13 protein-coding genes are annotated in these 22,048 nt (G+C 64.6%); 4 read left to right on the plus strand and 9 right to left on the minus strand.

Annotated features, from left to right (window positions below; translation table 11 throughout):
- Position 1 precedes the first annotated feature (1 nt).
- Genes glgB through A5906_RS04855 form a run of 3 tightly spaced genes read right to left on the minus strand, consistent with a single transcriptional unit; the run spans position 2 to position 7,393 of the window.
- A complete protein-coding gene (glgB, locus tag A5906_RS04845) occupies positions 2 to 2,149 on the minus strand; it encodes a 1,4-alpha-glucan branching protein GlgB (RefSeq protein WP_080134146.1) in 2,148 nt (715 codons plus the stop codon).
- Complete coding sequence (treS, locus tag A5906_RS04850) at positions 2,142 to 5,435, minus strand: maltose alpha-D-glucosyltransferase (RefSeq protein ID WP_080134147.1); 3,294 nt, start codon at positions 5,433 to 5,435, stop codon at positions 2,142 to 2,144. The genes glgB and treS overlap by 8 nt, the downstream gene beginning before the upstream one ends.
- A gap of 11 nt (positions 5,436 to 5,446) precedes the next feature.
- Positions 5,447 to 7,393, minus strand: coding sequence for a maltotransferase domain-containing protein (locus A5906_RS04855; protein WP_080134148.1), 1,947 nt, complete (start codon positions 7,391 to 7,393; stop codon positions 5,447 to 5,449).
- A 204-nt stretch (positions 7,394 to 7,597) separates the two neighbouring features.
- On the opposite strand from A5906_RS04855, the gene malQ reads away from it, so the two are divergent.
- Both malQ and A5906_RS04865 read left to right on the plus strand, forming a co-directional pair.
- Positions 7,598 to 9,559 (plus strand): 4-alpha-glucanotransferase, encoded by a 1,962-nt coding sequence (gene malQ / locus A5906_RS04860; RefSeq protein ID WP_080134149.1) that lies wholly within the window; start codon positions 7,598 to 7,600, stop codon positions 9,557 to 9,559.
- 30 nt (positions 9,560 to 9,589) lie between these two features.
- Complete coding sequence (locus tag A5906_RS04865) at positions 9,590 to 11,392, plus strand: glycoside hydrolase family 15 protein (RefSeq protein ID WP_080134150.1); 1,803 nt, start codon at positions 9,590 to 9,592, stop codon at positions 11,390 to 11,392.
- A gap of 181 nt (positions 11,393 to 11,573) precedes the next feature.
- Here A5906_RS04865 and A5906_RS04870 read toward each other — a convergent pair whose 3' ends face one another.
- The 6 genes from A5906_RS04870 to A5906_RS04895 are packed head-to-tail and all read right to left on the minus strand — an operon-like array spanning position 11,574 to position 19,071.
- Positions 11,574 to 12,386, minus strand: a complete 813-nt coding sequence (locus tag A5906_RS04870) for a Cof-type HAD-IIB family hydrolase (protein ID WP_080134151.1) — start codon at positions 12,384 to 12,386, stop codon at positions 11,574 to 11,576.
- A complete protein-coding gene (locus A5906_RS04875; RefSeq protein WP_080134152.1) occupies positions 12,383 to 12,889 on the minus strand; it encodes a gluconokinase in 507 nt (168 codons plus the stop codon). The genes A5906_RS04870 and A5906_RS04875 overlap by 4 nt, the downstream gene beginning before the upstream one ends.
- Positions 12,890 to 12,911: 22 nt before the next feature.
- Positions 12,912 to 13,661 (minus strand): 6-phosphogluconolactonase, encoded by a 750-nt coding sequence (pgl, locus tag A5906_RS04880; RefSeq protein ID WP_080134153.1) that lies wholly within the window; start codon positions 13,659 to 13,661, stop codon positions 12,912 to 12,914.
- The gene (gene zwf, locus A5906_RS04885) at positions 13,658 to 15,169 is read right to left on the minus strand and encodes a glucose-6-phosphate dehydrogenase (RefSeq protein ID WP_080134154.1); all 1,512 of its coding nucleotides are present in this window, start codon (positions 15,167 to 15,169) and stop codon (positions 13,658 to 13,660) included. The genes pgl and zwf overlap by 4 nt, the downstream gene beginning before the upstream one ends.
- Positions 15,170 to 15,209: 40 nt before the next feature.
- The gene (gene gnd / locus A5906_RS04890) at positions 15,210 to 16,208 is read right to left on the minus strand and encodes a phosphogluconate dehydrogenase (NAD(+)-dependent, decarboxylating) (protein ID WP_080134155.1); all 999 of its coding nucleotides are present in this window, start codon (positions 16,206 to 16,208) and stop codon (positions 15,210 to 15,212) included.
- A gap of 13 nt (positions 16,209 to 16,221) precedes the next feature.
- Positions 16,222 to 19,071, minus strand: coding sequence for a bifunctional transaldolase/phosoglucose isomerase (locus tag A5906_RS04895; protein ID WP_080134156.1), 2,850 nt, complete (start codon positions 19,069 to 19,071; stop codon positions 16,222 to 16,224).
- A gap of 285 nt (positions 19,072 to 19,356) precedes the next feature.
- Between A5906_RS04895 and A5906_RS04900 the strand changes: the two genes are divergently transcribed.
- Together A5906_RS04900 and A5906_RS04905 are read left to right on the plus strand one after the other, a co-directional pair.
- On the plus strand, positions 19,357 to 19,635 hold the full coding sequence (locus A5906_RS04900) for a hypothetical protein (protein WP_136614976.1): 279 nt from the start codon (positions 19,357 to 19,359) through the stop codon (positions 19,633 to 19,635).
- A gap of 464 nt (positions 19,636 to 20,099) precedes the next feature.
- Positions 20,100 to 22,043 carry a PrkA family serine protein kinase gene (locus tag A5906_RS04905; protein ID WP_080134158.1) on the plus strand — a complete coding sequence of 648 codons (1,944 nt, stop codon included), beginning with the start codon at positions 20,100 to 20,102 and terminating at the stop codon, positions 22,041 to 22,043.
- Positions 22,044 to 22,048: the final 5 nt, after the last annotated feature.

Here is a 22,048-nt window from a genome sequence, read left to right on the forward strand (position 1 = left end):
GTCAGCTTTCCGGAACGAGGAAGATCGCGGCGAGCGGCGGAATGGTGAGGCGGAGCTCGGGCGTCTTGCCGTCAACGGTCTGGACCTCGCCGATGTTCCCGACATTGCTGCCGCCATAATGGGCGGAGTCGGAATTGAGCACCTCTTTCCACTTGCCGGGCAAGGGCACGCGAACGCGATAGTTGCGATAGACATTGGGGGAGAAGTTGACGATGACGAGGCACCGCGCGTGCTCGTCGAAGCCCTTGCGCAGCCAAGCGAACACGTTGCGGTTGGCGTCGTCCGTGATCAGCCATTCGAAGCCGGCCTGGTCGCAGTCCATCTGATGCAGTGCCGGCACCGCGCGATAGAGCCGGTTGAGGTCGCGGATCAGCGCCTGGATGCCCGAATGGACCTTGTATTCGAGCAGGTGCCAGTCGAGCGACTGGTCGTGATTCCATTCGCGGCTCTGCGCGATCTCGGCGCCCATGAACAGCAGCTTCTTGCCGGGGTGGCCGAACATGAAGCTGTAATAGGCCCGCAAATTCGCAAAGCGCTGCCATTCGTCGCCGGGCATGCGGCCGAGGATCGAGCGTTTGCCGTGCACGACCTCGTCGTGCGACAGCGGCAGGATGAAGTTCTCCGAGAAGGCGTAGTGCAGGCCGAACAGGATCTCGCCGTGATGATGCTTGCGGTGGATCGGATCCTTGCTGATGTAGTTCAGCGTGTCGTGCATCCAGCCCATGTTCCACTTGTAGCCGAAGCCGAGCCCGCCGAATTCGACGGGGCGCGACACCTGCGGCCATGCGGTGGATTCTTCGGCCGCCGTCGTGGCCTGCGGGAAGCGCGCGAACAGCTCGGTGTTGAAACGGCGCAGGAAGTTGATCGCTTCGATGTTTTCGCGGCCGCCATACTGGTTCGGAATCCACGCCCCGGGCGGCCGGCTGTAGTCGAGATAGAGCATCGACGCTACCGCATCGACGCGCAGGCCGTCGATGGCATAGCGCTCGAGCCAGAACAGCGCATTCGACACCAGGAAGTTCGTCACTTCGGTGCGGCCGTAATTGTAGATCAGCGTGCCCCAGTCGAGGTGGCGGCCCTGGAGCGGGTTGGCGTGTTCATAGAGTGCCGTACCGTCGAAACTGCCGAGCCCGTGCGGATCGTCGGGGAAATGGCCGGGCACCCAGTCGAGCAGCACGCCGATGCCTTCGCGGTGGCAGGCATCGACCAGCGCGGCGAAATCCTCGGGGCTTCCGAACCTGCTGGTCGGAGCGTAGAGGCCGGTCGGCTGATAGCCCCATGAGCCGTCGAAAGGATGCTCGCTGACGGGCAGGAATTCGAGATGCGTGAACCCCATGTCGCGGGCATAGGCCGGCAATTGCTCGGCCAGCTCGCGATAGGTGAGCCATTCATTGTTGCCCTTGCGCCGCCACGAGCCGAGATGGACCTCGTAGATCGACATCGGTGCCGACAGCGCGTTGATGCCGTCGGGCGCGGAGCGCGGCCGCGGCAGATGCGCCTCGTCGAACACGATCGAGGCGGTCTTCGGCCGCACCTCGCTCGCAAACGCGAGCGGATCGGATTTCAGCGGCAGCAGATGGCCGTGCGGGCCGATGATCTCGAACTTGTAGTGATCGCCGATCTTCGCATGCGGGATGAAGAGCTCCCAGTACCCGCTGCCGCGCACCCGCATCGGATGACGCCGCCCGTCCCAGAAGTTGAAATCGCCGACCACGGATACGCGCCGCGCATTCGGCGCCAGCACCACGAAGCCGATGCCGTCGACGCCATCGAGCCGCATCGGGTGCGCACCGAGCTTGTCGTAGAGGCGCTGGTGCGTGCCTTCACCGAGCAGGTAGAGGTCGAAATCGGTCAGGATCGGCGGGAAGCGGTAGGCATCCTCGAACTCGACGACGTTGTTGCCGAATTTCGCGCGCAGCTGGTAGTGCTTCGAGCCGTTGGGCAGGGCGCCGATGAACAGGCCGGAGTCATGAACGCGGTCGAGCGGCGCGATCTCGCCATGCTCGCCGACCGCCTCGACATTGGAGGCCTCGGGCAGGAAGGCACGGACCACGCTCTTGCCGCCCTCGGGATGCAGCCCGAGATAGTGGAACGGGTCGGAGTGGCGGCCCTCGATGATCGCGTAGGCTTCGGCTGGCAGTTTAGGCATGGGCTTCGCTCTCGGCACTGGACAGAATGCGAAGCAGTCCGGTCAGCGGCGCATGGAGCCCCTCGGGCCGGTGGGACAGTTCGTACTCTACGTCGTCGAACGCTTGATCAAGCAGGAAAAACCTTAACAGGCCTTGCGCGACTTGCGGATCTTTGGGCCACAGCCGCCGGTCGGTCATGGCCTCGCGATAGGCGTGCAGGAACGTCGTGGTGGCGCGTTCGCGCCATTCGCCAAGCGCGGCCGCAAGGCGCTCCTGTTCGTCGGAGGCGCCCGTGAGCGCCCGGTTGAGGGCGACATTAACCGAAAGATCAATCGATCGGATCAGGCCGGCGACGTCGCGCGCGGCAGGCAGCTTGCGCCGCTTGTCGGCCAACGGCCGGCGCGGATTGCCGTCGAAATCGATGATGAAGATGTCGTCCTTCACGATCAGAGTCTGCCCGAGGCGGAAGTCGCCATGATGACGGATGTTCAACCCGCCGATGGCGGAAGGCAATAGTGCATTGAGGTGGTCGGTCAGGGCCGCGCGCGCTGCGGCGAGCTGGTCGATCAGCGGCCGGTCCGCCTCCCGCAGGCCGTCGCGGCTGTCGGCCAGCTGCTCGAAAACGCGCTCGGCCCGCGCCTTGAGGTCGGAGACCCAACGCCTGGCGTGTTCGGGTTCGATCGCTTCCGGAGCGAGATTGTCCGGCTTTGCCGCGGCCAGAGCGACATGCAGCTCGGCAAGCCGCCGGCCGATCTGCGCGATGAAATGCAGGTAGGGTGCCTGCTCCTGGGTGTCGCGGGGCGCCTCGCCCGCGGGCCAGATCCGCTGCTCGTCGATATAGCGATCGAGGTAACCGTTGGTCACGGTCCAGCCGTCGCCCTGGTTCTCGACATAGGCATGCAGCACACCGAGCGCGCTGCGCTGATCGTCCTCGACCAGCTCGACACTGCCGAGCAGCGCCGGCGTGTTGGCGAAGCGGGCGATTTCGGTGAGGTAGTGACCGATCTCGATCTCGGGACTGGTGCCGCTTTCGAGCTGCCGATAGATCTTGACGACATATTGATTGTCCACGAGCGCGGTGCTGTTGGACTGCTCGATCGCGCGGATGCGTTCGGGCTCCTTGATGGTGTAGTCGGCGAACCGGCTGGTCGCCTTGAACTCGAGCCGCAGATCGTTCTCTTCCACCACCAGGTTCTGCGACAGATTGCGCAGGAACAGGCCGATGAAGATCTGATCGGTTGCAACGTCGAGCAGCGTGCCTTCGCGTGCGCCCTGGCGCACGGCGGCGAGCGCCTTCGGGTTGAAGCGCTCGCGGTCGAAGCGCACCCACTCGATCTGCAGCGGCAGCACGTAACGTGCCGCCGTGTTCCCCTGCCTGGTCTCGAAGAAGGCGATCCAGGGGCGGTTGTCGCCGATGTCGCAGAACGGCACCGCCGAGGTCAACGCGGTCTGGATGTGCTTGGGATTGTGATCGGGATACCACCGCGTCCGCGACAGGAATCCGGGCAGCACGTCGCGCTCGAACACGCCGCGCTCGCGGGCGAGCGAGACCCAGTTCGAATTCACCGGCACGACCAGGGTCTCGAACTCCGGCACCGCGCGCGGCGCCACCGGCTCGGACTTGTCGCGCTCCTGAAGCTGGAACCAGTAGAAGCCATAGGGCCCCAGCGTGATCATGTAGGGCAATTCGCCGATCGCCGGGAAACGGGTCCGGCCCAGCATCTCCTGCGGGATGCGGTCCTTCCACGGCGACAGATCGAGCTCGGTCGCCTGCGCCGCGCGCGAGAGATTGGCGACGCACAGAATCACCTCGTCGCGATACTGCCGGACATAGGCCAGCACGGCGCGATTGGCCGGGCGGATGAAGGTCATGGAGCCGCGCCCGAAAGCGAGCGTCGACTTGCGCACCGAGATCAGCCGCTTGGTGGCGCTGAGCAGCGACGACAGGCTGCGCGACTGCGCTTCCACGTTCACCGATTCATAGCCGTAGACCGGATCCATGATCAGTGGCGCATAGAGACGCGCGGGGTCGCAGCGCGAGAAGCCGCCATTGCGGTCCGGGCTCCATTGCATCGGCGTGCGCACGCCGTTGCGGTCGCCGAGATAGATGTTGTCGCCCATCCCGATCTCGTCGCCGTAATAGATGATCGGCGTGCCCGGGAAGGACAGCAGCAGCGAGTTCATCAGCTCGATCTTGCGGCGGTCGTTGTCCATCAGCGGCGCGAGGCGCCGCCGGATGCCGACATTGATGCGGGCGCGCGGGTCGTTGGCGTAGGTGGTCCAGAGATAGTCGCGCTCGACGTCGGTGACCATCTCCAAGGTCAGCTCGTCATGGTTGCGCAGGAACAGCGCCCATTGGCAGCTCGCCGGAATGTCCGGCGTCTGGCGCAGGATGTCGGTGATCGGAAAGCGGTCCTCCTGCGCGATCGCCATGTAGATGCGCGGCATCAGCGGGAAGTGATAGGCCATGTGGCATTCGTCGCCGCGGCCGAAATATTCCTGCACGTCCTCCGGCCATTGGTTGGCTTCGGCCAGCAGCAGCTTGCCCTTGGAATAAGCGTCGAGCTCCTGGCGCAGGCGCTTGATGATGGCGTGCGTCTCGGGGAGGTTCTCGTTCGAGGTGCCTTCCCGTTCGCAGAGATAGGGAATGGCATCTAGCCGGAAGCCGTCGACGCCGGCATCCAGCCAGCGCTTCATCACCTGGATGATGGCGCTGACTACGCGCGGATTGTCGAAATTGAGGTCGGGTTGATGCGAGAAGAATCGGTGCCAGTAGAAGGCGCCGGCCTCCGGATCCCAGGTCCAGTTCGACTTCTCCGTGTCGGTGAAGATGATCCGGGTGCCCTGGTATTTCTGGTCGGTGTCGCTCCAGACGTACCAGTTGCGGGCGCTCGAGCCCGGATGGCTGCGGCGCGCGCGCTTGAACCATTTGTGCTGGTCGGAGGTGTGGTTGACGACGAGCTCGGTGATGACGCGCAGTCCGCGCTTCTGCGCCTCCTGGATGAAGCGTTTGAAGTCCTTCATCGTCCCGAAATCGGGATTGACGGCGCCGTAGTCGCCGATGTCGTAACCGTCGTCGCGGCCGGGCGAGGGGTAGAACGGCAGCAGCCAGAGCGCGGTGACCCCGAGCTCCTGGAGATAGGGCAGCTTCTCGGTCAGGCCGGCGAAGTCCCCGATGCCGTCATTGTTGCTGTCGGCAAAGGCCTTGACGTGGAGCTGGTAGATGATGGCGTCCTTGTACCAGAGCTCATCCACGACGTCGGCAGCCTCGGCCTTCTTGGTATCGACGGAAGACAATACGTTCATGGCGTGAACCCTTACGCCAGGCAGCGGAACAGGAGCGCCGGATCGCGGTCGGGATCGATACGCAACCTGATCCCGCCCCATTCGATGCGGGACTGTTCGCCGGTGAGGAGGTTTTCGAGTGCGGTGACGTGGCGGCGCTCGCCGCCGACGTCGGTGGTGAGGTCGCCGAACGACAACCAGAATTCGCGCACATGACGGGAGAGCGCAACCACGACGACGACGGTGTTCGCCGGGTCGGCCGCCTCCTTGGCGAAAGCGATCGTCTCGCCGTCCTCGACGCCGAGGAAGCGCAAGCTTGCTGTCTGCTGCAGCGCCGCGTTGTCGTTGCGGATGCGGTTGAGCGCGGCGATGTAGGGCTTGATGTTGCCGGGCTTGTCCCAGTCGCGCGGCTTGATCTGGTATTTTTCGGAATCGAGATATTCCTCACGGCCGGGCACCGCCTCGTGCTCCAGGAGCTCGAACCCGGCAAAGATGCCGTAATTGCCCGACAACGTCGCCGCCAGCGCGAGCCGCGATTTGAACACCCAGGGCTCGCCGCTCTGGAGATGATAGGGCAACAGGTCGGCGGTGTTGACGAACAGGTTCGGACGATAGAAGTCCCGCTCGGGATAGGCTGTCAGCTCCCCCAGATGCTGCTCCAGCTCTGCCTTCGTCGTGCGCCAGGGAAAGTAGCTGAAGGACTGCGCGAAGCCGAGCTTGGCGAGGCCCTTCATCAGCTTCGGCCGTGCAAAGGTCTTGGAGAACAGGATCACCTCGGGATGCCGGTGGCGGATGTCAGCGATCAGCCACTCCCAGAACGGCAGCGGCGCGGTGTCGTGATTGTCGATGGCGAAGATGGTGACGCCATGGTCGATCCAGAACAGCATGGCGTCGCGAAACGCGTTCCACAGCCCGGCTCGATCGACCGAGCCGAAATCGGGGATGACGATGTCCGAATAGGGTCCGTCCGCCGCCCGCACCGAGCGGTCCGGCCGCCATTTGAACCATTCCGGATGCTGCGTCAGCCAGGGATGGTCCGGCGAGCACTGCACCGCGAAATCGAGCGCGAGCTCGAGCCCGTATTCGAGACATGTGGCGACCAGCGCGCGAAAGTCCTCGACCGTGCCGAGCTCGGGATGCAGCGCATCGTGCCCGCCTTCGGCGGCGCCGATCGCGTAGGGCGAACCCGGATCGCCTTCGCTCGCCACCGGCGCGTCGTTGCGGCCCTTGCGGTGGGTGCGGCCGATCGGGTGGATCGGCGTGAAGTAGAGCACGTCAAAGCCCATCGCGGCGATATCAGGCACCCGCGCAATGCAGTCGCGGAGCGTGCCGTGCTGGCCGGGGATCTCGCTCTGGCTGCGCGGCATCATCTGGTACCAGGCGCCGAAGCGCGCTCTGTCGCGATCGATCATCAGCGGGAAGAGCGGCGAGCGCGTCAGGTCGGGCCGCGACTGGCTCTCCGCCATGGCTGCGTCAAGCTCGGTCGCCAGCAGCGGGGTCACGTCGCCGGTCTGGAGATAATCCTCGCATCGCTTGATGATGATCGCTGCGGCGTCCTGCCGCGCGCCATGCGCCTTGGTCAGCAGCGCGGCGCCCTCGATGGCATCGAGGCTGACATCGGCGCCCGTGCGCTGTTTTCGCGCGGTTGCGTGCGACCAGGTGGCGAACGCGTCGGTCCAGGCTTCGATCGCGTAAACATATCGACCAGGCTCAACGGGCGTGAACGCGCCGGACCAGCGGTCATTGCCGTGATGGATCATCGGCTCGCTCTGCCATTCGCGGTCCTGCTCTGCTCGCCAGATCAGCGCGGCGGTGATCACGGCCTCACCGTCGCGGTAGATGTCGGCCCAGACCTCGACCCGCTCGCCCGCGATCCGCTTCACGGCGAAGCGGCCGCCGTCGATCAAGGGATAGACGTCTTCGATGAGGAAAGCGCTGCCGGCTGCGGCACTCTCGACAGTTTGAATTGTCTTGTTCACGGTGATGCCATTGACAAGAAAGCAGGAGCCCGTTTCCCTTGTCGGGAACCCACGCTTGGTACCATTATAGAAAGCCGCTTGTGTGTCATTGGTTCCCTCGGGAACGGCGAGCGCAGTTTGCGAGTTACCCCTGACTAACCTCTTCCGCGACCTCGTTAAAATCCCTGCCCCCGGCCAAATCATGGCCTGCAAGCTGCGTGCCGAATGGATCTTTTAGCTCAAGCCCGGATCAAGGGCGTTCAGTCCGAATTCGTCGACGCCCTCGGCAAGCTGCGGGTCACCGCGCCCGAGGCGCTCAAATCCATCCTCGATGCCCTGCCGGAGAAGCGGATCTACCGCTTCGTCAGCGGGCCTGTCGTGGTGCGCGCCCTCGGACATCCACGCACCGAACTGGCGGCGACCGGAAGGCCGCCGCTGCAATGGAAAATCCACGGCAACGGCCATGTGATCGCGCAAGGCGAGACGCGTGAGCCCGTCATTGCCTGGCCTGACGGCCTGCCGCTCGGCTATCATCGTCTGACGCTGACGGATGCAGCGGGCGCGAGCGAAGAGGTGCCGATGATCGTGGCGCCCGAGCGCGCCTTCGGCGGCGATTTCGATCGCGGCTGGCTGCTCGCCGTGCAGCTCTACAGCGTCCGCTCCGACCGCAATTGGGGCATCGGCGATTTTACCGATCTCGCCGGTCTCGTCCGGCTCGCCAAGCAGCTCGGCGCCGACGGCGTCGGCCTCAATCCGCTGCACGTGCTGTTCGACGACCAGCCGGCCGATTGCAGCCCCTATTCGCCGAACAGCCGGCTGTTTCTCAATCCGCTCTATATCGACGTCGAAGCGATCCCGGAATTTTCCGCCGATCTCGTCCCTGATGCGGCCGCGACCGCCGCGCGGCTGCGTGAAGGCGACCGCGTGCCCTATGCCGACATGGCGGCGCTGAAATGGCCGGCCTTGCGCGCCGCCTTCAACAGCTTCGTGACAAGCGCCAGTACGGCGCGCCGCCAGGCGTTTGACGCCTTCCGCGCCGCCCGCGCGCCGCTATTGTCCCGCTTTGCCTGCTTCGAGGTGCTGCGACATCGCTTCAACCGGCCATGGTGGGAATGGCCATCCGAATGGCAGCAGCCGGACGAGGCCAAATGCACCGAATTGCGCAACGGGCCTGACAAGCGCGAGGTCGAATTCGTCGAATTCGTGCAATGGACGGCGGACGGCCAATTGCATGCCGCCAAGGAGCTGGCCAGCCAGCTCGGCATGCGCGTCGGGCTCTATCTCGACGTTGCCGTCGGCGTGCAGTCGAACGGCTTCGATGCCTGGAACGAGCAGACCGCGATTTCCCGCCACCTCGCCGTCGGCGCTCCGCCGGACGTGCTCAACACCATCGGCCAGGACTGGGGCCTCGCCGGCTTCAATGCCGGCGGTCTGGAAGCGCAATCCTTCGTTCCGTTCGCCGACATGCTGGCGGCGTCGATGCGCCATGCCGGCGCCATCAGGCTCGATCACGTGCTCGGCTTGAAGCGGCTTTATCTGGTGCCGCGCGGCTTCAAGCCCGACAACGGCGCCTATGTGCAGATGCCGTTCGAGGCGCTGCTCGCCGCGGTGGTGCGCGAGAGCGCGGCCCACAAATGCATCGTGATCGGCGAGGACCTCGGCACCGTGCCGGAAGGCTTCCGCGAGACCATGCAGGATTTCGGCATCTGGTCCTATCTCGTCATGATGTTCGAGCGCGACGATGCCGGCCATTTTCGCAATATCGATCATTACCGGCCCAACGCGCTAGTGACGCTGAACACGCATGATCTCTGCACCTATGCGGGCTGGCGCTCCTTCAGCGATCTCACGATGAAGCGCTCGCTCGGACTCGATCCCGGCGAGGACGATCAGGCGCGCTGGGACGCGCTCGGTGCGCTCGACGAGATCCTGCGCCAGAACGGCATCACTGCCAACGACCTCTATTCGGTGCTCGCCTTCCTGTCGCGCACGCCCTCGCGCCTGCTTGCGGTGTCCATGGAGGACCTGCTCGGCGTGATCGATCAGCCTAACATCCCCGGCACGATCGACGAGCACCCGAACTGGCGCCAGCGCCTGCCTGTCGCGCTCGACAAGATCGCCTCGAAGGTTGATCTCACGGCCTTGAGAGCGGCGACGCGGGAACGTTCGCTGACCGGCGGAAGTTGAGCAGCCGGGGCTTCCCAGGCTCGTAAGACATTGACGCAGAGGATCGAGGACTATGCGCTGATCGGCGACTGCGAGACCGCGGCGCTGGTCGGGCGCAACGGCTCGATCGACTGGCTGTGCTGGCCGGCCTTCGATTCCGACGCCTGCTTTGCCGCCATCCTCGGCACGCACAGGAACGGCCGCTGGCTGGTCGCGCCCGCCGAGGATGTCACAGCGACCTCGCGCCGCTATCTCGGCGATACCCTCATCCTCGAAACGCGGTTTGAGACCAAAAGCGGCACCGTTGCGCTGATCGATTTCATGCCGCCGCGCGGCAAGGCGTCCGACATCGTGCGTCTGGTCCGCGGCGTCAGCGGTACCGTAAAGATGCGGATGGAGCTTGTCATCCGCTTCGGCTTCGGCGTGGACATTCCCTGGGTGCGACGGATCGACCATTCGCTGCTCGCGATTTGCGGCCAGGACATGACGGTGCTCCGCACGCCGGTTGAAACGCGCGGCGAGGATCTGACCACGGTGTCAGACTTCGAGGTGAGGGCGGGCGAGAGTATCCCCTTCGTGCTGACCTATGGGCCCTCGCACCTCGATCCCCCCGAGCCGATCGACCCGGAGGTCGCGCTTCAGGAGACCGAAACGTTCTGGAAGGATTGGTGCCGCCAATGCACCCGCAATGGCGATTATCATGATCTGATCGTGCGCTCCCTGATCACGCTGAAGGCGCTGACCTTCGGCCCCACCGGCGGCATCGTCGCCGCACCCACGACGTCGTTGCCGGAAAAGCTCGGCGGCAGCAGGAACTGGGATTACCGCTTCTGCTGGCTGCGCGATGCCACTTTCACACTGCTGGCGCTGATGAACTCGGGCTACACCGAGGAAGCCTCCGCCTGGCACAATTGGCTGCTCCGCGCCGCCGCAGGCTCGCCGTCGAACATGCAGATCATGTACGGCATCTGGGGCCAGCGGCGGCTCCTGGAATGGGAGGCGGGCTGGCTCGCCGGCTACGAGGGCGCGCAGCCGGTGCGTATCGGCAATGCCGCGCATGCGCAGCTCCAGCTCGACGTCTATGGCGAGCTGATCGACGCCTTCCACCAGTCGCGCATGGCCAGGCTGAAGCTCGACGAGGAGAGCTGGGCACTGGAATGCGCGGTGCTCAACCATCTCGCCGAGGTCTGGGACCGGCCCGACCACGGCATCTGGGAACGGCGCGGGCAGCCCCGGCACTACGTGTTCTCGAAGGTCATGACCTGGGTCGCCTTCGACCGCGGCATCAAGAGCGCCGAGACCTTTGGCTTCAAGGCGCCGCTGTTGCATTGGTGCACCTTGCGCGAAGCCATTCATCGCGACGTCTGCAACAACGGTTTCGATGCGGAGGAGAACGCCTTCGTCGAGTCCTATGGCGCAAAGTTGCTCGATGCCAGCGTGCTGCTGCTGCCCGCCGTCGGCTTCCTGCCGGCGGAGGACCCGCGTATTAGCGGCACCATCGCGGCTGTCGAGAGATGCCTGATGCGCGACGGTTTCGTATTGCGGCACGATCCGCGCGAGCTGGCCGCGGGCCAGCCACCGCTCGAAGGGGCGTTCCTGGCCTGCACCCTGTGGCTCGCCGATGCCTGTGTGCTGTCGGGCGATCTCGACAAGGCGCAGGTCTTGTTCGATCGCGTGGTCGGCGTTGCGAACGATGTCGGGCTACTCGCCGAGGAATACGACTCCGTGGCCCGCCGCCAGACCGGCAACTTCCCGCAGGCGCTGACCCACATCGCGCTGGTCAACACCGCGCATAACCTGTCGGCGGCAAGGCAGAAGAGCGAGAAGCCGGCGATGCAGCGGTCGAAGCAGTAGCAAGAGCCGTCAGGCTCTTTTGCCTCCACGAGGACGGTGCACTCCCTCTCCCGCTTGCGGGGGAGGGTTGGGGTGGGGGTGTCTCCGCTGGGCGAGAACCCCCAAGAGGAGAGAACCCTCACCCGCCGCTACGCGGCGACCTCTCCCGCAAGCGGGAGAGGTGACACAACTGGCAGCCCGTCTAGCCCACCCCATTCCGCTTCAAGATCATCTCCATCGCCTCGGCAAAGCCGTCCTGCTCGTTGCTTGCGGTGACGTGGGTGGCTTCGTCCTTGACGTTGTCGGCGGCGTTGCCCATGGCGATCGAGGTGCCGCTGACGCGGAACATGGCGAGGTCGTTCTGCATGTCGCCGATGGTGGCGACCGCGTCGGTCGAGATGCCGAGGCGCTTGGCCATGGCCTCGACGAACGTGCCCTTGTTGAAGCCGGGCGGGGTGATGTCGAGATAATAGGTCTGCGAGCGCACCGCGGTGGCCTCGCTGCCGAGCGCCTCCTGCATCGCTTTTTCGCAACGCTCCAGGCCCGCGGCATCGGCGCTGGCGCCGACGATCTTGCAGGCGCTGGCGAGGTACGGCGAGAAATCAGTGATGATGGTCGGGTCGGAGCGGATCGTATGCTGCTCGTGCGCGACGTATTTGCCGCTTGGATTGTCGATCAGCCATTTGTCGGTGGTGAACAGCCAGATGTCGGCGCCGAACTCCCGTAGGATCTTTAGCGACCGCTCGGCAGCGCCCGGCGGAATCAGGTGCTGCTCGACCGGCCTCATCTCGGTATCGACGATCGAGGAGCCGTTGAACGGGCCGACCGGCAGCCACAGCGCCAGCGGCTCGATCAGGAAGCGCATGCCGATCGCCGGGCGGCTGGAGGTGATGGTGAAGCCGACGCCGGCCTGGTGCAGCCGCTGCACCGCGCTCCGCGCACGCTCGGTCAGCGTCTTGTCCTTGGTCAGCAGCGTGCCGTCGACGTCGGAGACCACGAGTGAGATTTGCGTCATGGCAGAACCTTGGATATTGCCCCGCCGAGCTTCAATTGCCGCACGATGCCGTCCACGATTGCCTCGACAGTCTCGTCGATCGAGACGGTGAGGACGTGCTCGCCCGCCTCCGGCGGCTCCAGCGTGTCGAACTGGCTCGTCAGCAGCCCGGGCGGCATGAAATGGCCCTTGCGCTGCGCGAGCCGCTCGGCGATCAGCTCTTTCGTCCCCTTCAGGAACACGAAGCGGACGTCACTGCGTCCGCGCAGCAGCACGTCACGATAGGTGTGCTTCAGCGCCGAGCAGGCGATGATGACGTGCTCGCCGCGTCCGCACACCCGCTCGATCTCGTCGGCGATGGCGTTGAGCCAGGGCCAGCGATCCTCGTCGGTGAGGGGATGGCCGGCCCGCATCTTCTCGACATTGCTGGCGGGGTGGAAGCTGTCGCCGTCCTCGAAGCGCCAGCCGAGCCGCTCGCCAAGTGCCCCCGCAACCGTGCTCTTGCCCGAACCCGACACGCCCATCACGATCAACGCACAAGGTGCTTCAACGCGGCCCACGAATTTCCTCCGGAAGCGCGGCCCTGTCGACCAGCCAGACGGTCTCACCATTCGAGCGCGCGCGTAAGGCCGGCAGATTCTCGCCATTGAGGAGGCGCGTCAAGATCGGCTGCTTGTCGTGCCCGGCAATCTGAAACAGCATTTCGCGGCAGGAGGCCAGAGCGGGCAGGGTGAGCGAGACCCGCGGCACGAAGGGTGCGACGTTGGCCTTGGGAACGCCGACGACCCAGTGCCGAGCCTCCTCGATCTCGGGGTACCCGGGAAACAGCGAGGCGGTGTGGCCATCCGGGCCTGCGCCCATCAGGACGAGGTCGAACAGCGGCCGCGCCGGATCGAGCCGGTCTGCGCCGTAGAAGGCCTGCAGCTCGCGCGCATAGGCCTGCGCACCGGCATCGGGATTTTCGGTCGTGGTCGGGATCGGGTGGATATGGCCGGCAGGCGCATTGCGATCAAGAAATGTCGCCCGGGCCACCGCCATGTTGTTGAGAGGATCGTTCGGTGGCACGAAGCGCTCGTCACCGATGAACCAATGCACGCGGTCCCACGGGATTCTGCCGCGCCAGGCATCGCTGCCGAGCAATTGATAGAGCTTCTTCGGGCTCGAGCCGCCGGTCAGGCAGATCGCGAGCCGCCCGGGATTGGCGCCGACCCGCGCCATCACCCGCTCGGCCGCGGCCTGCGCCAGCGCCTCGGCATCGGCCGCGACGATCAGCTTCCGCTGCCCGTCCGCCATCACGTAGATTTCCGCCAGCTTCGTCCGTCGCGCCGGAGCAGCTCGTCGGCGCAGGCCGGGCCGTCGCTGCCGGCTTCATAGGTCTCGATGCCGTTGGTGCCCGCGCTCTTCCAGGCATCCAGGAACGGCTGCACCGCCTGCCAGCCGGCCTCGATGCCGTCGGCGCGCTGGAACAGGATGTTGTCGCCGATCATGCAGTCGTAGATCAGCGTTTCATAACCGGTCGAGGGATCGGCGCGGAAATAGTCGCCGTAGCGGAATTTCATCTCGACGCCGTCGATGGTGATGCTCGGCCCCGGGATTTTGGCGTTGAACTGCAGCTCGATCGTCTCGGTCGGCGCGATGCCGATGGTGAGGAAGTTCTGCGACAGGCGGTCGACGTCGGTGCCCGAAAACATCGACAGCGGAGCCTGCTTGAACTTGATCGCGACTTCGGTGCGCTTGTGACCCAGCGCTTTGCCCGTGCGCAGGTAGAAGGGGACGCCGGCCCAGCGCCAATTGTCGATCATCAGCTTGAGCGCGACGAAGGTCTCGGTGGTGCTGTCGGGCTTGACGTCCTCGGTCTTGCGATAGTCCGTGATCGCGTCGTCGCCGATGCGGCCGGCGAGATATTGCGCGCGCACCGAATTCCTCAGCGCCTCCTCCCGGCTCGGCTGCTGGATCGATGTGAGCACGTCGGCCTTCTCGGAGCGGACGGAATGTGCGTCGAAACGCGCAGGGGGCTCCATCGCCACCAGCGACATCAGCTGGAACAGATGGTTCGGCACCATGTCGCGCAGCGCGCCGGTGGCATCGTAGAAGCCGCCGCGATGGCCGACGCCGAGCTTCTCCTCCACCGTGATCTGGATGTGGTCGATGTGGTTGCGATTCCAGATCGGCTCGAACATGCCATTGGCAAAGCGCAGCACCAGGATGTTCTGCACCGTCTCCTTGCCGAGATAATGATCGATCCGGTAGATCTGGTGCTCGTCCATGATCTTCAGCAGCTCGGCATTCAGCGCCTTGGCCGATGCGAGGTCGGTGCCGAACGGCTTTTCGATCACGAGCCGTCGCCAGGCACCGTTCTCCTTCGTCATGCCGGTGCGGCCGAGCTCGCGCGCGGTCGGCGCGAACGCGGCGGGCGGCGTTGCCAGATAGAACAGCCGGTTGCCGCCGGTGTCCTGCGCGCATTCCAGCGAATCCAGATGCTCGCGCAGGCGGTCGAAGGAGGGCGGATCCTTCGGATCGGCCTCGACGAAGGTCACGCATTCCAGCAGCCTCGTGGCGATGTCGTCATCCACCGGCCGCGTCGCGAACTGGCGCAGGCCCTTCAGCAGGCTGTTGCGCAGTTCGTCATCCGACTGGCTTCTCCGGGCCACGCCGACGACGCAGAACTTTTCCGGCAGCAGATGCTCGGCCGCCAGATTGTAGAGCGATGGCATCACGAGACGATGGGTGAGGTCGCCCGTGACACCAAAGATGACGAAGGCGCAATTTTCCGGCTTGCGCTTGGCTTGCGGGTCTTTTGTCACGAACTGTCGGCCTTCGCTCTGTTGCTCGTTGCGTCAGGTCTTACTTCGGCTTCGAAGCGCCCGGCTGCTTCGGCTCCTTGTGGCCGCCGAAACCCGCGCGCATCGCGGAGAGAATTTTTTCGGCAAAGGTGTGTTCCTTGCGGGAACGGAAACGTGTGTAGAGCGCCGCTGTCAAGACTTCGGCCGGCACGGCCTCGTCGATCGCGGCATTCACGGTCCAGCGTCCTTCCCCGGAATCCTCCACGAAGCCGGAATATTCCGTCAGTTGCGGGCTGTCGGCGAGCGCCGTCGCGGTGAGGTCGAGCAGCCAGGACGGAATCACGCTGCCGCGCCGCCACACCTCGGCGATGTCGGCGAGATCGAAGTCGTAGCGGTGATCTGCCGGCAGGGCGTCGATATTGGCGTTCTTGAGGATGTCGAAGCCTTCGGCATAGGCCTGCATCAAGCCGTATTCGATCCCGTTGTGGATCATCTTGACGAAGTGCCCGGCGCCGACGGGGCCGGCATGGATGTAACCCTGCTCGATGCGGGGATCGCGTCCTTCGCGTCCCTCTGTGCGCGGAATGTCGCCGGCGCCGGGCGCCAGCGCGGCGAAGATCGGATCGAGCCGGTCCACCACCTGCTTCTCGCCGCCGATCATCATGCAATAGCCGCGGTCGAGTCCCCAGACGCCGCCTGACGTGCCGACGTCGACATAGTGGATGCCGCGCGCCTTCAGCGCCTTGCCGCGGCGGACGTCGTCCTGCCAGAAGGTGTTGCCGCCGTCGATGATGACGTCGCCCTCCTGCATCACGCCCGCGATCGTGTCGATCGTCGTCTCGGTGATGTGTCCGGCAGGCAGCATCACCCAGGCCGTGCGCGGCCGCTCGAGCTTCGCGATGAACTCTTCCAGCGTTGCCGAGCCCACCGCGCCGTCTGCGGCAAGGCCAGCGACGGCCTTGGCCTCCTTGTCGTAGACCACGGTCGAATGGCCGTGGCGCATCAGGCGGCGAACGATGTTGCCGCCCATCCGGCCGAGGCCGATCATGCCGAGTTGCATGTGAGAGATTCCTCTAATTCAGTGCGTCGTTGAGCGCCGCGTTGAGCGCGGCGAGACCTTTCTTGAGCCCGCCCTTCAGGTGGACCCGCAATGCGCGCCGGCCGCGCTCGGTGAGTACGTCGAAATCGCCGCGCGCCTGCGCCGCCTTGATCACGCCGAAGCTCGCCTTCTGGCCCGGCACGGCCAGGTCCTTGGCATCGTCGGCCGTGATCTGGAGGAACACGCCGCTGTCGGGGCCGCCCTTGTAGGCCTGTCCCGTCGAGTGCAGGAAGCGCGGGCCGAATTCGGCGCAGGTCGCGACATGCCGCTTCTCGCGCACCTCCAGTCGCATCGCCTGGAGCGCATCGATGGTGGCCTTGTCACGTGCGATGTAGCCGAGCAGGGCGACGTAATCACCCTCGCTGGATCGCGACAGATGCGCCTTCAGCCAGGAGGTGAGGTCGCCATTTGCGCCGGCGGCGCGGAGCGCGGCGGCGTTGGCCTCGTCGGTGAAGAGATCGGCTTCCTTGGTGCTGACCACCGGCTCTTCTGCCGGCAGCGCGCCGGTTTTCTCGAACGAGGCGGTGAGCTCACGGGTCTTGATCTTGGCAGCTTCCACGTCCGGCTGGTCGAACGGGTTGATGCCGAGAATCGAGCCCGCCACGGCCGTGGCCATCTCGAAGCGGAAGAACTCCTGGCCGAGATGCTCGATCGACTTCATGACGATGCGCACGACCGGATGGCCGGCTGCTTCGATCGCGGCAAGCTGCGGGTCGTGTGCAGCGTCGGCTTCGCCTTCGATGCGGATGTCGATGAAGAAGCGGTCGTTGCCGTAGACCGAGGGATCGCCCAGCGGCTCGCCGTCGATCGGTATCAGGCCCTTGCCCTCCTTACCGGTCGATTCCGCGATCAGCTGCTCGGCCCAGGCGCCGAAATCGGCGATCTTCTTCGAGGACAGGATTGTCACCTTGTCGCGGCCTTCGAGCGCGGCCAATCCCATGGCAAGGCCGAGCTGCACGCCAGGGTTTTCGGACGGCGGCACGTCCGGTCCGCAGGAGCGGGCCATCGACAGCGCGTGCCTGACGAAGGTCTTGACGTCGATACCGGCGGTTGCCGCCGGCACCAGGCCGAACGGCGAGAGCACCGAATAGCGTCCGCCGATCGAGGGCTCGCCATGGAAGATGCGGGCATAGTTCAGCTTCTTCGCCGCCTTCTCCAGCGACGAGCCCGGATCGGTCACCGCGATGAAGCGATGGCCGGTCTTCACCTTGGGGCCGACCGCCTGCGCGACGCGCTCGTGGAAATAGTCCTTCATCGCGTTCGGCTCGGTGGTGCCACCGGACTTGCTGGAGACGATGAAGACGGTGCTGGCGATGTCGATCTTGTCTTCCATCGCCCGCACCTGCGCGGGATCGGTGGAGTCAAGCACGTGCAGCTTCGGGAAGCCCGGCTTCTTGCCAAAGGTCTCGGCCAGAACCTCGGGTCCGAGGCTCGATCCGCCCATGCCGAGCACCACGGCGTCGGAGAATTTCTGGCCCTTCACGCGGCCCGCATAGTCCTCGTAGTCGGCGACATCGGCCTTGGCCGCGCTGTCGAGCCAGCCGAGCCATTTGTCCTCGTCGGTGCCGGTCCAGATCGATTTGTCGCGCTGCCAGAGCCTGCGGATTTTTGCGGCCGCGCGCCACTCCTCGGTGCTCTTGGCCACGGCCTTGCCGAGCCCGTCGCCCAGCGAAAGCTGCTGGCGGTCGAGCGCCGGCCCGAGCACGGTGGCGCGCTTGTGCGCGACCGCGCCGTAGAGCTTGTCGGCGGCGTCGGCAAACAGCTTGACGCCGTCCTTGACGAGCTCCTCGGTGATAGCTTCCAGCGAGATGCCGGAGCGCTCCAGCTCGTCCAGCACGCGCCTTGCGTCCTCGACATTCTCTTCCAGGCTGTCGCGCGGCTTGCCGTGGTCGCGGAATGCATCCAGCGTCGCGGGCGGCACGGTGTTGATGGTGTCGGGGCCGATCAGCTCCTCGACGTAAAGGACGTCGCTGTAGTCCTTGTTCTTGGTGCCGGTGGAGGCCCACAGCATGCGCTGCGGCTTGGCGCCCTTGGCGGCGAGCTTCTCCCAGCGGGGGCCTGCGAACAGGCGCTTGTAATCCTGATAGGCGACCTTGGCGTTGGCGATCGCGACCTTGCCCTTCAGCGCGGCGAGCCGCTCCTTCTCGGACGGATCGTTGGCGCGCGCGATCTTCTCGTCGAGCTGCTTGTCGACGACCGAGTCGATGCGGCTGACGAAGAAGCTCGCGACGCTGGCGACATGCGATGGATCGCCGCCGCCGGCGACGTATTTCTCGAGACCCGCCAGATAGGCCTCGGCAACCTCGAGATAGACCGCCTTGGAGAACAGCAGCGTGATGTTGATGCTGATGCCGTCGCCGATCAGCGTCTCGATCGCCGGCAGGCCTTCCGGCGTCGCCGGCACCTTCACCATCAGGTTCTTGCGACCAACGTCCTTCCACAGCCGCCGCGCTTCAGCCACGGTACCGGCGGTGTCCATCGCCAGATAGGGCGACACTTCCAGGCTGACATAGCCGTCGCCGCCCTCGAGGCGGTCATAGACCGGTCGCAGCACGTCGGCGGCATTCTGGATGTCCTCGATCGCGACGGCCTCGAACAAATCGGCCACGGTCCGGTCGCCGCGCTTCAGCGCCTTGCCGATCGGGGCGTCGTATTCGTCCGAGCTGCCGATCGCCTTCTCGAAGATCGAGGGGTTGGAGGTGACGCCCTTGACGCCGTCGGTGTCGATCAGCCGCTTCAGGTCGCCCTTGGCGATGAAGCCGCGGGCCAGGAAGTCCAGCCAGACGGCTTGTCCGTGCTTTTCCAGTTCTTTGACGGGATTCATGATGCTTATTTATCTCCAAGCCTGCGGGCGAGGGGTTTCCGCGCCGGTCCTGACGCGCTATCCTCTAGCTTACATGCTCCCGGGAGGGAACCAATCAAGGGCGTGCGAGTCATACCCTCCGGTGTAACTCTGCCGCGATCATGGCGATCCAGGCGGCAGCGGCTGTGTTGTGTAAAAATCTGCTTGACCGGAAGAGGTGCGGCCGAGGTTTCCTTGCGCTCTTTGCGTAACGGCTATCGGCCGCCGCACCGCGGGTCGTCAGCTGCTTCCGGTCCGACCGAATCCTTGCTGGCCCGGTCGCGGATGGCGAAGCTGGGGGAATACATGCACCCGCATCCTGACGGCTCTTCGCTCGCCATCTTCGAAAGCCCGCAATCGATCCTGCGGACCGTGGCGTCGGACGATCTCGAAATCCCCATGCGCGACACGTTTGCGGCTGCTGGTCGCGGTGGGCGTTGCGATGATGAATTTCTCCTTTTGGAGTCGATTGCCGGGATTTCGACCGAGCCGCGCCGCGGGCACAGGATGATCGCGCTGGCGCCGACACCGGCCTTGCGGCGATAGCTCTCTTGCGTCGGGACCCGGCTGCGAGAGACATCGCGCGGCGTGCAGGACGATCGCATCCTCATTCGCCCGACGGACAGGCGACCGATTTTGAGACATTGCGGCGGAGCGCGATCAAGGCATGCGAGACTCAGAGGCACAAGGCTTGGCCGTACAAGCGTCATAAAGCTGCCGCCGCCAGGCGCCTATGCTGCACCGCCGGATGATCTGATCCCCGGTAATGCCCGGATGTTGCGGCCGAGTGACATTTTCTGGAAATGAGCGAAGATATACATAGATTCGCATAAATAACAGGCAGGTGCCTGTTCGTAACTCACCCGGTTGCCTACGTTGTGCGTTGCGTGGAGTCGGCCCCCGGGTGTCCAATGATCGTCATGTGCTCACGCTGATTCGAAACGGCCTGAGGAACGGTCCGGCAACTGCTTTCGTTTCAGCTTGTAGCGGAACTCACGCGGAGAGGGATCATGTACAACGATTCTCTATTCAACGCTTTCGCTCGGTCGTTCGAGGCGAGAAGCCAGCACGACATGTCGATGGCGGAATATCTGGAATCGTGTCGAAGCGATCCCATGAAATACGCCAACGCGGCCGAACGACTGCTAGCAGCGATCGGCGATCCGCAGACGATTGACACGGCCAAGGACCCACGCCTTGGCCGTATTTTTTTGAACCGCACCATCCGCACCTATCCGGCCTTCGCCGGCTTCTACGGCATGGAAGAAACCATCGAGCGCATCGTCGGTTTCTTCCGGCACGCGGCCCAGGGTCTCGAAGAACGCAAGCAGATCCTGTATCTGCTGGGTCCGGTCGGCGGCGGCAAATCCTCGCTCGCGGAGCGGCTGAAGTCGCTGATGGAAGTGCAGCCGATCTACGTGCTCAAGGCCGGCGATGAACTCTCACCCGTGTTCGAAAGCCCGCTCAGCCTGTTCGATCCCGATCATCTCGGGCCGATGCTGGAGGAGAAATACGGCATTCCGCGTCGTCGTCTCACCGGCCTGATGAGCCCGTGGTGCTACAAGCGGCTGGAAGCCTTCGGCGGCGACATCTCGCAATTCCGCGTCGCCAAGATCCAGCCGTCGCGGCTGCGCCAGATCGCGGTCTCCAAGACCGAGCCGGGTGACGAGAACAACCAGGACATCTCCTCACTGGTCGGCAAGGTCGATATCCGCAAGCTCGAGACCTACGCGCAGAACGATCCCGACGCCTACAGCTATTCCGGCGGACTCAATCGTGCGAACCAGGGCATCCTTGAATTCGTCGAGATGTTCAAGGCACCGATCAAGATGCTGCACCCGCTGCTCACCGCAACGCAGGAGGGCAACTACATCGGCACCGAGAACATCGGCGCAATCCCGTTCACCGGCGTCATCCTCGCGCATTCCAACGAGGCGGAGTGGGCGAGCTTCAAGGCCAACAAGAACAACGAGGCCTTCATCGACCGCATCTGCGTGATCAAGGTGCCTTACTGCCTGCGGGTCACCGAAGAGCAGAAGATCTACGAGAAGCTGATTCAGGGCTCCGAGCTCGCGTCCGCGCCGTGCGCGCCCTCGACGCTGGAGACGCTGGCGCGGTTCTCGGTGATGTCGCGCCTGCGCAAGCACGAGAATTCCACGGTGTTTGCCAAGATGCGGGTTTACGACGGCGAAAGCCTGAAGGAATCCGATCCCAAGGCGCGCAGCGTCCAGGAATACCGCGATGCCGCCGGCGTCGACGAAGGCATGGATGGCGTCTCCACCCGCTTTGCCTTCAAGATCCTGGCCGCGACCTTCAACCACGATCCGCAGGAGGTCGCCGCCGACGCCGTGCATCTGATGTACGCGCTGGAGCAGTCGATCCGCAGGGAGCAGCTGCCCGAGGAAGTCGAGAAGCGCTACCTCGAATTCATCAAGGCGGAACTGGCGCCGCGCTACGCCGAGTTCATCGGTAACGAGATCCAGAAGGCTTATCTCGAATCCTACTCGGATTACGGCCAGAACTTGTTCGACCGCTACGTCGACTACGCCGACGCCTGGATCGAGGATCAGGACTTCAAGGACCCCGACACCGGCCAGCTGCTGGATCGCGAATTGTTGAACCAGGAACTGACCAAAATCGAGAAGCCGGCCGGCATTGCCAACCCCAAGGACTTCCGCAACGAGGTCGTCAAATTCTCGTTACGGTCGCGGGCCCAGAACGGCGGCAAGAATCCGACCTGGACATCCTACGAGAAGATTCGCGACGTGATCGAAAAGCGGATATTCTCCCAGGTCGAGGACCTGCTTCCGGTCATCTCCTTCGGGTCGAAGAAGGACGGCGAGACGGAGAAGAAGCACGGCGAGTTCGTCGCACGCATGGTGGAGCGCGGCTACACCGAGCGTCAGGTTCGCCGGCTCGTCGAATGGTACATGCGCGTGAAGCAGGCCGGTTGAGGCGG

Source organism: Bradyrhizobium sacchari, from assembly GCF_002068095.1.
Classification (GTDB): domain Bacteria; phylum Pseudomonadota; class Alphaproteobacteria; order Rhizobiales; family Xanthobacteraceae; genus Bradyrhizobium; species Bradyrhizobium sacchari.

What these genes read in the sequence shown, in the direction of transcription:
- malQ (WP_080134149.1), top strand. Translation starts at nt 7,598, where the DNA reads ATGGATCTTTTAGCTCAAGCCCGGATCAAGGGCGTTCAGTCCGAATTC.
- A5906_RS04870 (WP_080134151.1), bottom strand. Translation starts at nt 12,386, where the DNA reads ATGACGCAAATCTCACTCGTGGTCTCCGACGTCGACGGCACGCTGCTG.
- treS (WP_080134147.1), bottom strand. Translation starts at nt 5,435, where the DNA reads ATGAACGTATTGTCTTCCGTCGATACCAAGAAGGCCGAGGCTGCCGAC.
- glgB (WP_080134146.1), bottom strand. Translation starts at nt 2,149, where the DNA reads ATGCCTAAACTGCCAGCCGAAGCCTACGCGATCATCGAGGGCCGCCAC.
- A5906_RS04875 (WP_080134152.1), bottom strand. Translation starts at nt 12,889, where the DNA reads ATGGGCGTGTCGGGTTCGGGCAAGAGCACGGTTGCGGGGGCACTTGGC.
- A5906_RS04895 (WP_080134156.1), bottom strand. Translation starts at nt 19,071, where the DNA reads ATGAATCCCGTCAAAGAACTGGAAAAGCACGGACAAGCCGTCTGGCTG.
- A5906_RS04905 (WP_080134158.1), top strand. Translation starts at nt 20,100, where the DNA reads ATGTACAACGATTCTCTATTCAACGCTTTCGCTCGGTCGTTCGAGGCG.
- gnd (WP_080134155.1), bottom strand. Translation starts at nt 16,208, where the DNA reads ATGCAACTCGGCATGATCGGCCTCGGCCGGATGGGCGGCAACATCGTT.